The organism is Thalassotalea coralli, from assembly GCF_055786205.1.
In genome coordinates this window covers 112710-129222 of sequence record NZ_JBVVBK010000009.1, presented here as the reverse complement: position 1 = coordinate 129222, position 16513 = coordinate 112710, and the positions used below count along the sequence as shown (strand labels likewise).

The following is a 16513-nucleotide window of genomic DNA, read 5'->3' as shown; positions in this document are numbered from 1 at the left end:
GAGCAAGGAAGTGAGCTTAACGTCGAGTGAAACTTATGTGGCAGCACGTAATGCTGTGGAAGCTCAGTTAGTGGAGATATGGTCGTCTGTATTAGGGATACCCGCTGGGGAACTGGGCATATACGATAACTTTTTTGAACGTGGTGGCCACTCATTGCTCGCCGTTAATTTAATGGCCAAAATTAATAAAGCGTATGACAAGTCAATTCCATTAGCATCATTGTTTACTGAGTCTTGTATTGCGGAATTTACATCTTTGATTACATCGAATAACGATAGTGAATTAAGTTTGGCGGTACCAATTCAAGCGAAGGGTGATAAAACGCCTGTGTTTGCTGTACCAGGAGCAGGAGGCAATATTTTGTCCTTTAAGCTCTTAAGTGACGCACTCGGACCAGAGCAGCCATTTTATGGGTTACAAGGGGTCGGGTTAGTTCCCGGACAAGAACCATTAACGTCAATTGAGGATACCGCGAGAGAAAATATCAAAGCACTGAAAACCATCCAACCTCACGGGCCTTATCGATTAACTGGGTACTCTTTTGGTGGTGCGGTGGTTTATGAAATGGTGAATCAGCTACTTGCACAGGGTGAAGAAGTGGAATCAATGATATTGATAGACTCTTTAGCCCCTGCAATTGTTCAGCAACAAAGAGAGTACAAGCAAACTGATTTATTCCGTTCTATGTGTGCTGCGATGTCTAATTTATATCAAGTAGATCTTGATATCGATACTGAAAATAGAAAAACGATATCGATTGAACCATTTGCAAAAGCAATTGCCGAACAATGCACGATTCAGGGAGTTGATATTACAGAGCAACAAATAAATTCGTTTTTTAGAGTTTATTTGGCGAATGAAAATTGTTACCTTAAATACAAACCGACAAAACTTTCTAAACCTGTAAGCATGATTTTGGTTTGTGCAACTGAAGACAGCAAAGGTATAGATATCAGTATTAATAAGAATAGTTGGCAATTATTATCTACAGCGCTGATTGAACTGCACAAGATAAATGGCAATCATTTTTCAATTTTAGCAGGTAATCATGTAGCCAATATCGCTGAAATCATTAATTCAGCAGAAAAAATTTGTATACCGGAAACTGATCTTCCCGTATTGCATTCGAGTAAGGATATCAAAATATAATGAAGTCAAAATGGTTTTCTAGTTATACTAAAACGAACACGCAAGATATGACGCTGTTTTGTTTTCCATATGCTGGAGGTAACGCTTCTACGTTTGCTAATTGGCACAATTATTTGCCAAGTTCTGTCACTGTTCTGGGAGTACAAACACCGGGAAGAGCATGCCGACTTGCAGAAGAGCCAATCGATTGCATGGATAGATTAACGTCTGAGATTGCTGACAACATCGCGTCAGTCATTTATGGAAAATATGCTCTTTTAGGACATAGTTTAGGTGCGAGAGTTGCCTTTGAAGTGGGGTTAAAATTAACGGATAGAGGGGTTGCTCCTCCAACTCACTTTATTGCTTCGGGCAGTCCTGCGCCATCAGCTGAACGAAATGTAGCGCCGATTTATAATTTGCCTGAGTCACAATTTATTGAAAAGCTCCGAGATATGGGAGGAACACCTGAACAGGTTTTAGAAAATAGGGAGTTAATCGAAATATTTTTACCTGCGATACGAGCAGATTTTAAGATCGTAGATAATTATGCTGGTAATAAACGACAACTGAATACTAAGGCACATGTACTGTATGGAACACGTGACGATTCAGTAATATTTAAAGATGTAAAAAGTTGGCAACAACACTTCACTTCAAACTGTGAAGTACATAAGATAGAGGGCGATCACTTTTTTATTGATAGTCAACCTCAACGTATGCTTGAGCTAGTAAATGAAATTTTTATATCTCAATAACGATAGTAAATTCAGTTTATTTAGCGATAGTCAATATAAATTGCCCCGTGATAGGAGCAATATGAATTAACACTGAAAACCATAGTGATTAGACTCTTTTTCGCAAGTTTTTTCGCTAGAACACATTTAATGTTATCAGGTTGTGGATTACATCACTTCTGATGAAATGGACAAATAGGTGAACGCTTATCTAGAAGTTGAAACTGAAAAGCCAGCAATTGAATGTTTTAATAAAAATGTAAATTACAATAAAACTTAAAATAGTATGCTTATTGCGGATAAATAGATCTCTTAAGTGGTTTACCAAGCTGCATATAAAAGATTGAAATACCGTAAAGTATCAAAAGGATTGAGTGGATGAACCATAGTATTTATCTATTAAAAGAGGCGTGGGCAGGCTTGCGTGCCAAAAAAGGCTTTTTGTTTACGATTGTTAGTACCTTAGGCTTAACCTTAGGGGCACTTTTATGTATTTTAACATTGGCAGATTTAGTTATCTTTAAACCCTTGCCTTATAAAGACCAACATCAGCTCTACAAACTAAACACCATTGATATCAATGAACAGGGAGAGAGTCGAAAAGGGCGTTATGCTTATCCCAGTTTAGTTGACATGTACAAAAAACAACAACAGTTTAGCCAAATAGCGATGTTGTATTACGGTGAGGGAGCAATTAGTTCTTTACCGACCCAACCAAATGTAGCTGCAACTTATGTGACACCTGAGTGGTTTGATTTATTTGGTAATAATATCGCCGTTGGTCGAGTATTTGAAGAAACAGAAGGATTAGATACTTATAACCCTGTTGCTGTATTGAGCTATGACACTTGGGTAAAAGAGTTTGATAAAGATAATGATATTTTAAACCAATCCGTTACCATTAATGGCGATACATTTAAAGTTATCGGCGTTTTAGCAAAATCGTATGTTGAACCACAAATTTTTTCTAAAGGTGCAACGACGGACGTTTTTATCCCTTGGGACTATAATGTTACACCTTCAACAAGCAGAGATTCATGGCGTTTTGTAAGCTCAAGACGTGTACTCGTTGGTAAGTTAAATAATTCTGTAAGTGTTCTACAAGCTGAACAAAGTTTAACTACACTGCATAACGATGTGTGGCAAGAAAATGTTGCAGGTTTTGCGCACTTAAAAGGGTGGTCAAAAAAGCTAGAAATTCAACCGCTAAAAGAAGCTATCCTGGGAGATAATCAAAGCACTGTATTAATGTTGCTCGCAGGTGTTATTGGTTTAGTTTTAGTGGCTTGTGCAAATATTACCAATTTGTTTATGTCCCGAACGGCTGAGCAGAGAAGACAACTTGCCATCCAAGCTGCATTTGGTGCTAGTAGAAGCCATATGTTTAAAACATTATTGGCGCAATCAGGGCTCGTTGTTTTTATTTCTGTTATTGTCGCTCTTATTATTGCGACGGCGGGTTTTTGGGTATTACAACAATTTTTAGCAGAGCGAATTGCGCGAGTAGAGGAACTTTCCTTGAATGCGACGACCTTTGGTTCAGCAATATTAATTGCTGTGTTTCTCGGTTTGTTTTTTGCTCGCCTGTCTGCCAATATGATTAATTACCGCGTACTTAATGCATCACTGCAATCCAGTGGTAAAGGTACAGGTATTCAGGTGTCCAAAAATGTTCGAAAATGGTTGGTCATTTCACAGGTGACTATTGTCACTATTTTGGTCTTTATCAACATGGGCCTAATTCGAGACTCATTGAAAGTTATTAACAATCCGTTGGGTTTTGAAACTGAGAATATCTCAGTACTTTACATGAAAATTAATGGATTTAGAGAGCTAACTCGAGAGCAAGAAAAGGCAATTATTGATGAAGTAAAAACTAACTTGTCAGCATTACCGCAGGTCGCTGACGTAACACAATCCATGACACCTTTGCCTGTCTTTGTTGACGGTAACCGATTTGCGCAAGTTGTTGAAGCAACGCAGGAGCATTTGGAAATTAGTACACGACCCGTTGATGAACGTTACTTTCAAATGGTAGAACAGCCGTTGATAGAGGGGGACTTCTTTACCGCTTCTGACATCAAGTCGCGAAATAATGTACTTATTATCAACGATGTTTATGCCGAGCATATTGCAGGAAATGGTAGCGCTATAGGCCTGAAAATTGAAATAATGAAAGAGCTTTACACTATCGTTGGCGTAGTCAAGGGTGTTCAAATGCCTGGCGCTAAAGATATTCCGATGCGCTCATATATGGTTTCTTCTTTATGGCCAGAATATTTGATTAAATTAAAGCCTAATCAAACGCTAGCGCGTGAATCAGTTGTTCAAGTGCTGCAAGGTGTCAGTAGTCGATTAGATTTGATGCGCTTACACACATTGGACGAGCGCAGATATCAAATATTGTTTACTCAATACACGACAGCAATTACCAGTATGGTACTAGCAACATTAACCTTTTTACTTGCGACTATTGGTCTTTACGGCGTTATCAACTACTCAACTCAAATGAGAAGGTTTGAATTAGGGACTAGGCTCGCGATTGGTGCTAAACGACTTGACGTTGTTTCGCTTATCGTCAAGGACAATACCGGTGCAGTACTGGTGGGCATACTATTGAGTATCGTCGTAATGCTAGCTTTGTATGTTAGTTATGCTGAGCTTGTCGTTAATTACGTTAACGTACAGCTTATTAGCCTGTTTGTGCTAACTCTGGTGCTAATTTGTGTGATGACGCTGTTTGCGTGTTATTGGCCGCTAAGAGCCATCATTAATACGCCTGTCATCCGTATTTTACGTGGCGATAATTAGGCCATTAGTCCTTGCATTAATAGGTATCAATTAGATAGGAATAAAATAATGGACGTAGTCAAAGCCAAAAAAAAGCAAGGTACTTTTTTGCAAAATAAGAAAGTACAAATTGGCGGCATACTTGTTGTTATAGTGGGCTTAGTCTTGTTAGCTATGCGCACGTCAGGCGGTGTAGCTGTATCTCGAGATAACCTGCTGATTGAGCGGGTCGCCAAAGGAGACTTAGATGTAATCACTGAAGGGTTTGGTGTATTAAGTTCACATAAGCAACAGTTGCTAACGACATTGTCAGCTGCCACGGTCAAAGAAATTGTGTTAAAACCTGGGGCTCAGGTTACTGCAAACAGTGTGATTGTTAGGCTTGAAAATACTGAGCTGATGCAAGAAGTTGAAAATGCACAGCAAGAATTAGCGCAAATCAAAGCAAATCTGCGTCAGTTAAAACTTAATAACCAACGTGAAATGTTGAACGAGAATGCTAGTTTAGCTGAACTTTCTGCGCTTTATGAAACAGCTTCGTTAAAGAGGCAAGCAGAAGAAGACTTGGTTGAAGAAGGGATTGTTTCGCAGCTTACATTCCAAGAGTCAGTTGTTAATGAAAAGCAATTGGCGAAGCGTATTGATATTCTTCAAACTCGTATTGAACAATTAAAATTAGTGCATAATGAATCAGTTAACATTCAGAAGGAACGAATTAAACAGCAGCAAGGCCAGTTGAATATCAGACAAACTCGGTTAGACGCCTTGGAGGTAAAAGCAGGTTTTGATGGCGTATTACAGCGTTTATCCGTCGAATTAGGACAAAGTCTGGTGGCGGGGCAAGAAATCGCATTGATTGGTAGCGTTAAAGACCTGATCGCTTTAGTTCAAGTTCCGCAAAGCCAAGTTCTTCAAGTTGCTGTTGGACAAATCGCGATGATCGATACCAGAAGAGACAAAATTGAAGGAAAGGTTACTCGCATCGATCCAATTGTGCAGAACAATATGGTTGAAGTTGAAATTGCCTTACCACAAGACTTACCTGACAGTGCAAGGCCGCAGTTAAATGTTGATGCGACAATTATTGCCGAGAAATTACAGCAAGTTGTTTATATTAAGCGCCCGGCGAATGTTAAGCCTTTTAGTGATATTTCGCTCTATAGGATCGACAACGAAGCTTCTACCGCACAATTGCAGCCAGTAAAATTGGGGCGTCAAGCGGGACGATACATCGAAATTGTTTCAGGGGCACAGCCAAACGATGCATTTATTATCTCTGATGTGTCGAACTTAAAAATGACTGCTGAACAACTAATTATTAAATCGTAAATAAGAATAAATTGAACAGGAAATCCTGACTATGAGCCAAATTAAACTACAAATGAAAAATATCAGTAAAGTCTTTGAAACGGAAGAAATGGATACTCACGCCTTAAAAGACGTTAATTTAACGATATCTTCAGGGGACTATGTATCTATTTCTGGTCCTTCTGGGTGTGGTAAATCGACTTTACTTTCTCTTATCGGCTTATTGGATGAGCCTACCGGTGGCGAGTATTTTATTGAAGGTGTTGATGTATCAAACCTAACGTTGGACGAAGCCGCTGAAATTCGAAATAGTAAAATTGGGTTTATTTTCCAGTCTTTTAATTTAATTGATGAATTATCTGTTTTTGACAATGTGGCGCTGCCATTGAGATATAGAAAAGAGAAGTTGAGTCAAGCAGAGATGGAAAAACGAGTAAACGAATGTTTGAGTTTAGTCAAAATGGATCATCGTGCCCAGCATAAGCCGAATCAACTATCAGGTGGACAACAACAACGAATCGCAATAGCACGAGCGTTAGTTGCAGAGCCTGCTATTTTACTCGTCGATGAGGCGACTGGAAACTTAGACTCAAATACTGGCGATCAAATTATGGACGTTTTAGACGAGCTTAACAAAAGCGGTACAACGATTTGTATGGTAACTCATGAGGCACAATATGCTGATAGGGCAACTACTCAGTTGAAGTTGCTCGATGGAGAAATTTTATCGATGCCAGCGATAGATGAAAAGCGTGCAGTTAATGGGTAACTCAACCCTATTGACTCAGTCTAAAGTGTTATTTACAACAACGAAAGAAGCCTTTTGAGGACAAAATGAAAATTAAATTGATAGCGTATGCCATTGTGGCAATAACTCTAACTCCTTTACAGCTTATCGCTGGAGACAAAGATACGGTATGGCAAGCGGTTAATGACAACGCGTATAGAACCGAAGCAGATCAAGTTCGAGACGAATATCGCAATCCAGAACAAGTGTTGAAATTCTTCGATATTAAAAGTGATTCTGTTGTAGCTGAAGTTGCTCCTGGCGGAGGGTGGTATACGCGTATTTTGGCGCCATTATTGAAAGATAAAGGCACTTACATTGGATTAAACCACGATCCTGACTTCTACGCTAAACGTTTCCCTGATGATCCTGAATGGGCAAAAATATTGCGAGAGTATCCAGAAAAGATAAAACAAAATGAAGCTCTATACGGGAAAAATGCCATTGCTTCATGGATCCCAAAAACTGGTGGGTTAGGTATAGACAAAGAAACTGTTGATGTCGTCTTTATTGCTCGAACTATGCACAATTGGCAAAATCAAGGTCGGATTGCAGAAGGATTGGAGCAAAGTTGGCAAATGTTGAAACCTGATGGTGTTTTGGCCATTGTCCAACACCGAATTGGTGAAGATTATGAGGGAACTATAGAGCAGGCAGCCAAAAAAGGTCGCTTTAAAGAGTCTGAGCTTATTCGTTTGGTTGAAGCCCAAGGTTTTAAATTGGTTAAGACATCCGAAATTAACGCTAATCCTAAAGACAAAGGTGGTTATGAAAAAGGCGTTTGGACATTACCTCCAGTATTAAACACCAGTGACGAAACTAAGCAAAAATATGCGGCTATTGGAGAGTCAGATCGCATGACACTCAAGTTTGTCAAAGTGAAATCGTAGTTCTACTTACCATTGCCGAACGTGTAGCCTCTGCTGGGAAGTAAAGCGTTCGGCCAGCAAAAACTTAAACGAGTTTTGTAAGCCATTGACTGTATTTAAGGTACGTAAGTTAGTTTTAATGAACCTTGATTAAACATATCTATTGAGAGATTCAATTGTTTGTGAATTTAAAGGGTAGAAACTCGTAGGTAACTCACATCATCAAAAAGTCTCACGCGTGAGCGAAATTTGCATCAGTCGATAACCTTAAACAATGAAACTTGATAAACGCGTGATCATTTATTGTGTTGGCGGCTCTGAAAAGTTGAACCATTAACTCTTTTTCCAAGTAAGTTGGACTTTAGTGTAAATTTTGAATCAATTTGACTTTATCGGCTTTGGTATTTGTAAAAGTAGAAGTGAATTGGACATTTTTACTATTTTAATCATTATTACGTTTATCGTTTTGGCTTATTTAATGAAAATACCTGACACTCTTGAGTCTTGAGTATGTTAATAAGTGATGTGATAGCGAATGAATACATTAACAAAAAACTTTACCTTGTCGTTAGCAATATGAATTACATGTTTAAAGGTGGCAAGAATTCGATTTAACACAAGTAAACGTAAAAAATGACTAGCGCTGTTACTCTTAGGGTTACAGTAGTCTAATTGCCGCTACTTGGCCCTATACCTATGTAGGCGGTAGTCATGGAAAAGAAATTCGTTGTCGCTAATGTCAAAAATATTAGACAGGCAAACCAGATATAGATTTCTAAGGACAAACTTTTTTAATAAATTAACGTGATTAGGTGCTGTTCAAATAGTGCAAAGTGGCAGGTGTAATTATTGGAGAGCGAATGTTGCTCTGCAAACCTATTATCAATCGATATTGATAATGTTGCGTTAGACAGCGAAACTTCAGAAACGGTTGCTACTTCGAAGCCGAAAAATTGATTTACACTTGGAAAAAGCGCCTTATAAAGCGCTTCTTTTGCCGAGAAAATTAACGTTGTTGCGACGATTGGGCTGAGGCCAGCTTGCAACATTATCGCGCTTTCTTTCTCAGTATGTATTTGGTCAGCTATCTCTTTTTGTGTACTTTCAGAGATTAAGTCCTCGATATCAATGCCTAAATAACGACATTTGTCACTGGGGCCTATCACTGCAGCAGCCACATTAGAAGCATGAGTAACAGAGCCAACAATGCCATTTGGCCACAGCGGCGCTCGATTTTTACCAACCCCTACTGTTGTATTACGTGTTCCTGGGAAGGTAAATTGCATATTTTGCTGTACACAGATCCTTCCTGCTAAGTATTCTGCTTGGCGTTTATTAACCGCTTGCAAAATTCTATCTGGCGCTACCACGTTGTAAAGCTTGAATAGGGATGATGAAAATTGCTCAATATGGTAGTTACTCAGGCACAATGTAATTGGCAGTGTTTCGTGTTGCCATATACTCTGCTGAGTTAAAAATTGATGTTTATCATTGGGTACTTGTTGTTGTGTAAATAAATTGAGTGGCATGTTTTTTACTTCAACATGCCTCAATCTTAACAGTGAACTCTCTGTTACAAACGTTTATCACACTTTCAGGTCTCGTCTTGCTTCTTTGTTGGGTCATTTTCACTTAAGTAAGAGATTAATGTTCTTAATGACTCATTAAGCTCTGTAGGGTCTTGCCAATTGACAGAGTCCCAATCGACACCACAATCGATGTCACAAACATTACCTTTTAAGAGCGTTTCAATAATGTAAGGTGACTCAATTTTACCAATTTTGTAATGGTCATCTTTAGCGCCTTTTGAAGACGTTAGATCAGCGAGTTTGACCGATTTATCCTTAGGGTTAAAGAAGGCGGCAAGCTTTGTATTTATCTCTTTTTTATCGTGGACGTTTAGCTTGCTTATATTATGTTTCTTTTTATACGCTTTTTCCGTTCTTAGTATCAACTTTTTTATTGTTACTAAGGGTTCCGAATTTCCATTTTCAAATGAGTCAATAACCGCAGGATATCGAGTTAACACATTGTAATTATCGTAAGCACCCATGGAAATGCCCAGTAGACTTGCTGAATCTCTTACTGTTAATGCCTTTTGTCCTAAGCGCTTTTTGGATTGATTTAATATTTCTACTTCTCTTAGTGCGTCTTGGAAGGCTTTAAGTTTACCGTATTGAGGTAATTCCTCACGGCTTGCATTTTCTTGAAACTGCTTTGTTTTTAACAATAAAGGTTTAGATTCATAAACTTTAAAATGTGCTGCGCCGTCTATGCCGTCGTTGTATACCATGGCGAAAAAACGTCTGTGGCCAGTCAATATTCGATAGGCGTTATCTTCTATTGGATAAATCGTCGGAACTTGGATAATTTCGGAAACTGCGACGTTGTCGGCAAGTTCAATGATCGATTCTATGGTTTGATTTGCTTTTTTCCATTCAATCGAACCGTATTTACAGCAGTTAACCATGCATGCCTTGCCAATAAGCACTTTTCCATTAGCATTGTATATATTCATCAATTGCTGTTTTGATAACTGCCTAGAAACAAACTGATATGCATGGATATCAGAAATAGTGATCGCAGGTAAAAATCTAGGGTTGGTATCATCAGAAACGATTTGTGCCAAAAAAATGGATTTGTAACTGTACTGCTCTTCTTTTACAAAATTATCTGAATTTTTGCTGTTCAAAACAGACAATAATTCACTTTCAAGTGATATTTGAACCAACTTTCAACCCCATTAAAAACCCAACACACATATTTACTTTAGCTTAACATAGTCAGGCAAGAAATGACTATTATTCAATATACGAAAAGAGCCTGAATTTCAGGCTCTTTTCTAATGAAGTTTTCTAAACTCCAGTGACACTTTTGAGTGTTTCTGTGTTGTGAGGTTAGTTTGGGGGCGATGAACTTACCATTAGAGGTTTAAACGACATTATATTTTGATTTTTTTGTTCGTTTTTTAGTTCTAGTAAATCTTCAGTAGCCAAAAAGTGCTCAAAAAGCACGTCGACATTGATATGAACTCCATCTCTAGAGTCAATTTTTCCCATACTATAGGCTTTTGTAAACGTAGTTTTTAACAGCTGTTCTAAATCCTTACGTTCCATAGGTATGTTCCATCTTATCAAAATGAATATATGGGGTGTGTTTATTCTTCTTTGTCGTCATTTTCTGTTTCTACGGGTGAACCAGGCACAACGGCAGTACAAAAAGGAAAATCTTTACAGATTGGATTGTTTTGTGCTGTAGGAGAGTTCCCATTGTTTGCTTGTGTGATACTTTCCGTAATGATCCAATTTTGAAAATTTTTAAAAATATCAAATAAGGGATTTGCATTTGCTTTTGCAGCAAAAACGGCGAATAAAGCGGTAGTTATAATTAAGCGATTTTTATTGGTCATAGTTAACTCCATGTTAAGTGCTTGTTAATTGCGTTAGATTTATATTTTCATTTTACCTTGAAGTATTTATAAAACTATTATAAAGTTTTTATATAGTTTTTTTATTACCGTAAGGTATTGTTTTGTCTTGCTTTATCCTGGAAGGACGTGTCAAGTTTGATAGTGTAAATTCAACTGTTAATTCACTTGATTACACTTCTGATGTCCAAAAAATAAAGTTAGATAACCTTGAATGTACCGTCTTAAGCTTACTTGTTACTAAGCCGAAAACCTTAATCAGTTATGAGGATTTTTTGCGACACTGGCGTAGTAGTGAAGCGGGTGAAAACTCTCTCAGTCGTGTTGTCTCTTTGCTGCGAACAAAACTTAGAAAGCTAGGTATCGAAGGTTCTATTATAAAAAATACCCCAAAAAAGGGGTACACTTTTGATTTAGAGGTCGAAAACATAAAGGACGTACCATGCGCTCCTGACGATGAAAAAGTTGAGCTTGAACTCTTAACAGAAGAATTAGTTGTACAAGGCCCTGATAGTGTTAATTCGAACGGTAAGCAACCAGAAAAAAGTTCACCAAAAAAGTTCGTTTTTCAATCTAAGTATTTGCTATTAATGCTTTTTGTTGTTGTCTTGGTGCATATTATCATCGCAACTTCTTATTTGGTGCCGCAAGAGAAACCAAAGCCAAATTTATTGAATAATGCTAACTTTGTTGAACTTTTAGAAAATAAAAACTTTAAAATGGAGATAGCTTACAACGATGATGAAGATTTAATCGCATACTCATCTAAGCATGTAAGTGAACCATTCTGGAAAATAAAGATTGTAGACAGGTATTACGCTAATAGCTTGATATTAGCGTTAGAAGATAGAAACCTTCGCGAACCGACGTGGCTCAGTAAAGACGAATTGATACTAAGATCGTACAATGATTCGCACTGTAAGATTGTTAAAGTTAATATCGATCGAGAAGGGCAGAATCATAAATATACTAAATTATTTTCGTGTAACCCAGAATCAGTTGCATCGTCGATAGCCGTTCTAAATAAGCAACAAATCCTCTTTTCAGATGCTGAATTAGGAGGGTTAAACTCCAGACTTTATCTTGGTAATTTGTTGACCGGACAAAAACAAAGAATCGAACACGAAAGTTCTAACGGGGTGGGAATTTATAACATTGCTACTGCGAAAAACTCAAACTATGTCATTCTTTTGTCCAGTATTGGTGGATTACACTCCGAAATACATATGGTTGATATTACGAATGATTGGGAAACTGTGTGGAAGGAGAAGCTTACTAATGTGAGTTTTTCTACCGCATGGAATGGAGAAAAGCTAGCTTATAAAAACCATATCGGTGGACTGACAATAGTCGATTTTGATGAAGACAAAGAAGTACAACGAACCCACGTCCCAATACAAAGTAACATATATAACATTACTACGGCTAAAGGAGGAGTAGCGTTCGTAAATGGTAATTTTTATAACAGAGATCTTCTTTTGGTTGATATGGAATCAGGCAAGCAGATAGATTTCACTCCTGAAACAAATGTAGATAGTAAAATCGCGAGCTTTTATTCAAACAAGTATATTATTTATGTTTCAGATGAAACTGGAATTGCTCAGTTGTGGCTATATGATATTGATAAGAAAGAAACTAGTCAGTTAACTTCTTTCAGTGATAACCTTGAGATTGATAGCTTGGCCGTGAGTTATTACCATAAAAAATTAGCTGTAGAAGTTGATGGACGGATACAGTTAATTGATTTTAAGGACGACCTAACAGTTGAAAGTGATCAAGTTTTGTTAAAAGGGTATTCTCCTGAATTTACAAAGGAAAAATTGATATTTATTAGGTATAGCCAAGACATCCCACAAGTTTTCCAATCCAACGTAGACTTCGATAATAGTAACATTGCAGCATTGGGTCCTACGGGAACTGTCTTACTTGGCACTAACGATACTCATATTTATTACTTCAAAATTTATGCTGATGGTTTATGGCGTTATGACGGCTCTGGTCAAGAATCAAAAGTTTTCGATGATATTTCTAGTACTTCAAAATGGCTAATAGATGATGATGTTTTGATTTACGAGAATAATTTGGGAAGCTTTTCATCATATAACCTAAAGACAGAGACTCAAGGGCCTGATATTAATTCCGCTTGTGCCGACCCTATAGATATTGAAAGCAACTTATGCGTTTCAATGGCGCAATCTATTGGTTCAACTAAACTAGTTATCTTAGAGTGGTAACTAGGCGGAATACCACGGTTAAAATTATCGAATATTTTTAGAAGCTAACGCTGCAATTGTTTTACTTGCTCCCGCTGTTTGGGTTGGGAGTAACCTATATGTACTCACTCAAATAGGCTAAGTCTATTAGTGTTCGAAAATAAGTTTATAAAAATCAAAGAACAATGCTATCTTACCGCGCCATAATCATTCGATGTGTTAAGCCATATGTTGTACGAATATTTTATAAAGGCCGTTTCTCTATCCCCCGTTGAGCAAAATCAATTCTTAACCCAAGTGCGCGCTGAACGCCCTGAGTTATTTGATGAACTAGTGGAGATGATTGGTGATGACCAACGCCATATAGAATCAGGTACTAAATTTTGGTCGTCATTGCTTGCTAAAGAAAGTTCTACAATACTTGAGCCAGAACGAGATCTTGTTGGTAAAACAATTGCTGCTTTTACCCTCAAGGAGCTAATAGCTCAAGGGGGGATGGGGAGCGTTTATAAAGCATATCGAAGTGACGGTCAGTTCGAACAAACGGTCGCGATTAAAGTACTACATCGCTCGCTAGAAGAGCTGGTCGGTGAACAAGCGCTTATCCGAGAAGCCGGCTTTATGGCTAAACTTACTCACCCTAATATAGGTAAGGTCTTTGATGCTGGCCTTAGTGAAACTGGTGAGCGCTATATTATTATGGAGTTTGTCGACGGTAACACGATAGAAGAGGTGTTTGCTCAGTCGACCATGCCTTTAAGCAAAAAATTAGCGCTGTTTAGCGATATATGCTTGGCAATTAATCATGCGCATCAAATGCAGGTTATTCATGCCGACTTAAAACCGTCTAACATTCTTATTGATAAAAACAATGAAATAAAAGTGCTCGATTTTGGTATCGCTCGAATGTTTAACAGCAGAGAAAGCGATCAAAATTCTATTTATGCGATGTACTTAAATGCATTAACCGAGAGTTATGCAAGCCCTGAATTACTTACTGGTAGTCGGCCGACTGCGTTGAGCGATATTTATGCATTAGGCAAAATATTGGAAAAACTAATTGTCGCCTCGTTACCTAACAATTTTCGTTATCTTGGAGAGCTAAACAGCATAGTCGTTAAGGCTACCGCTGAAAGGTTAACAGACCGGTATGCGTCAGTGCTTGAGTTACAGCGAGACATTGAGCTATTTGTTAAGAATAAGGTAGTAAAGGCATACAATGCGAGCCCTTGGTATCGTATTAGTAAGTTTGTTTTTGCTAGAAATCGCGCGGCATCGCTTAGTGCGACTGTTGGCACTGTGTTTATCGTTGGGCTGATGCTTGGGCTATTTTTTCAAAATGAAAGTTTGCATAAAGCCAATGAACAATCAGATTTGATGACGCAAAAACTGACGCAAATACTGGCACTAATGGATCGAAAAAAAAATAATGATGCAGACGTTAGCCCTGAAATATTGCTTGAAAATACATTAGAGATTTTAAAAGACGAACGATTAAATCATGACTCAGTCGCCCAGCTAACTTTAACCGTCGCCAATAATTACAACAGTAATGGGTATACGGTTGAAGCTCGTCGACTTTATAAAAAGGTAATCAACGGTGTTGAACGGTTAAATGATCCTAACATTGCCTATGAAGCTGCGTCTAACCTTATTCAAATGGTCACCCACTTATTTGATTTGGATCTCATTGATGAAGATACCAATCAACTGGTTAAACGGCTTAATTTTATTGATGATGAGCAGGTTGTGCCTGACTCCATTACCAAAGCAATTTTTTATCATCGTTACATGGACGGCATTAAATATACCCAAACCACTTCTAAGGCTAGGGTGGAAAGCAGTTACAAACATACGCTTTTGCTGCGTGGTACGATTGACCATTATTGGGATAACTTATCTTTAAAGCAACAAGCTGAAGTAACAGGCTTCTTAGCTCGGGGATTGCTAACCGAACTCGAATTTACTAACAACACCATTTATCCCTATGAACAGCGAGATGACAGTGTTTTCAAGAAAGATATCGAACCTCTATTGCATGAAGGGGTAAAACTACTCAATCAGTCATTGGCTTTACATCGAGAAAATAATGGGTTGGATGATATTGCCCGCGGCGAGTTGATTCTAGTCAGATTCTATAACCATTTGAACCAGCCAAAAATTGCAGATCAACATGCTCGGGTTGTTATAGAGTTCAGTGAAAAAGTACTGGGGGCTAATCATCCTGTTTTAATAATGAGATATGGAGAGTTAGCTAAAGGTTATTTATATACGAACCCTCAACAAAGCGTAGCTTTCGCTGAAAAAGCGGTGAACCAAGCCGAGCAATATACCGATATTACCGGTGCACAATATTTGCAGGCGATGAACGTTTTGCTCAACACATTAGAAGCGGCTGGTGAGTTCGGTGAATATCAAAAAGTGGCACAGCGCTATTTTGATTATTATTTAACATCGGCTGAAAATGAAAGAACTTCATTTGTCGTCGGGTTAGTTGCCAATACTATTAAGGACTACTATCTCACGCTAACGTCACCGCCAAAAGATACAGAGTTACTGCTGGCTAACATAAAACGTGATTTACAGCGACTGAACACAACATCTTCTAGAAAAAATGTCGATTATGGTGCAATCATAAATCAAGGGCTAATGGCCGATTTAGACACTATCGCGAACGTTTCTTCTATTGATTCTCCTAACCCTATTTATTTTAAAGGCTATCAAGAAGTATTGCATGATAAATCGGCGTTATCAGTAGTACGTAAACGTATCGAACTCTTGTGGTATCAATCATTATTTTCTCAATCTGTCGATATAGCGAGCGTTTCTCAGTACTACAAGTTAATACCATGGAGTGGTTTTGAGAGATCGTATTCAGTTTATAAAATTGATTTAGATTTAAAAGTAGCAATGATAATGATCAATGCTAATGAACTTGGTTATGCAGAGACCTTGATAAATGAAGCTAAGTCGATACTGTCTAACAAAGCGTTATTGCCTGACAACGCTTGGCGAACAAAGGTTAATATCGTCGAAGCTGCCTTTGCAGCAAGAGTGCAGGACAACCTGAACACGCGTGAAGCCTTAGCCACGGTAAAGCAAGCGTTGAATAAACATTTTCCTGACAACTCTTTGTATCATCAATTTGTTGGGCAGCTAGGAAAATAATAAATAAAAAATGTAAATTTTTATTGTGGTTATTTTGAAACAATACGTCAGTACTTTTTAGTTTTGGTCATTTGATACCTTTTTG

11 protein-coding genes are annotated in these 16513 nt (G+C 38.0%); 8 read left to right on the top strand and 3 right to left on the bottom strand.

Going from position 1 to position 16513, the window contains the following annotated elements; genetic code table 11:
- From ACOB80_RS19605 to ACOB80_RS19580, 6 genes are all read left to right on the top strand, one after another.
- A partial coding sequence (locus ACOB80_RS19605; protein WP_473167569.1) for a thioesterase domain-containing protein occupies positions 1-1150 on the top strand: 1150 nt, incomplete at its 5' end.
- On the top strand, positions 1150-1887 hold the full coding sequence (locus ACOB80_RS19600) for a thioesterase II family protein (RefSeq protein ID WP_473167568.1): 738 nt from the start codon (positions 1150-1152) through the stop codon (positions 1885-1887). The genes ACOB80_RS19605 and ACOB80_RS19600, both read left to right, overlap by 1 nt.
- Positions 1888-2244: 357 nt before the next feature.
- Complete coding sequence (locus ACOB80_RS19595; protein WP_473167567.1) at positions 2245-4677, top strand: ABC transporter permease; 2433 nt, start codon at positions 2245-2247, stop codon at positions 4675-4677.
- 48 nt (positions 4678-4725) lie between these two features.
- Positions 4726-5985 (top strand): efflux RND transporter periplasmic adaptor subunit, encoded by a 1260-nt coding sequence (locus tag ACOB80_RS19590; protein WP_473167566.1) that lies wholly within the window; start codon positions 4726-4728, stop codon positions 5983-5985.
- Positions 5986-6016: 31 nt separating this feature from the next.
- Positions 6017-6733 (top strand): ABC transporter ATP-binding protein, encoded by a 717-nt coding sequence (locus tag ACOB80_RS19585; RefSeq protein ID WP_473167565.1) that lies wholly within the window; start codon positions 6017-6019, stop codon positions 6731-6733.
- Between the two features lie 65 nt (positions 6734-6798).
- On the top strand, positions 6799-7641 hold the full coding sequence (locus ACOB80_RS19580) for a class I SAM-dependent methyltransferase (protein WP_473167564.1): 843 nt from the start codon (positions 6799-6801) through the stop codon (positions 7639-7641).
- A gap of 770 nt (positions 7642-8411) precedes the next feature.
- On the opposite strand, the gene ACOB80_RS19575 is transcribed toward ACOB80_RS19580, so the two are convergent.
- From ACOB80_RS19575 to ACOB80_RS19565, 3 genes are all read right to left on the bottom strand, one after another.
- Positions 8412-9149, bottom strand: a complete 738-nt coding sequence (locus ACOB80_RS19575; protein WP_473167563.1) for a 4'-phosphopantetheinyl transferase family protein — start codon at positions 9147-9149, stop codon at positions 8412-8414.
- Between the two features lie 65 nt (positions 9150-9214).
- Complete coding sequence (locus ACOB80_RS19570) at positions 9215-10351, bottom strand: ParB/RepB/Spo0J family partition protein (RefSeq protein ID WP_473167562.1); 1137 nt, start codon at positions 10349-10351, stop codon at positions 9215-9217.
- Positions 10352-10777: 426 nt separating this feature from the next.
- Positions 10778-11029, bottom strand: coding sequence for a hypothetical protein (locus ACOB80_RS19565; RefSeq protein ID WP_473167561.1), 252 nt, complete (start codon positions 11027-11029; stop codon positions 10778-10780).
- 122 nt (positions 11030-11151) lie between these two features.
- Here ACOB80_RS19565 and ACOB80_RS19560 point away from each other — a divergent pair, with 122 nt between their 5' ends.
- Together ACOB80_RS19560 and ACOB80_RS19555 are read left to right on the top strand one after the other, a co-directional pair.
- On the top strand, positions 11152-13281 hold the full coding sequence (locus ACOB80_RS19560; RefSeq protein ID WP_473167560.1) for a winged helix-turn-helix domain-containing protein: 2130 nt from the start codon (positions 11152-11154) through the stop codon (positions 13279-13281).
- 207 nt (positions 13282-13488) lie between these two features.
- Positions 13489-16428, top strand: coding sequence for a serine/threonine-protein kinase (locus ACOB80_RS19555; protein WP_473167559.1), 2940 nt, complete (start codon positions 13489-13491; stop codon positions 16426-16428).
- Positions 16429-16513 lie beyond the last annotated feature (85 nt).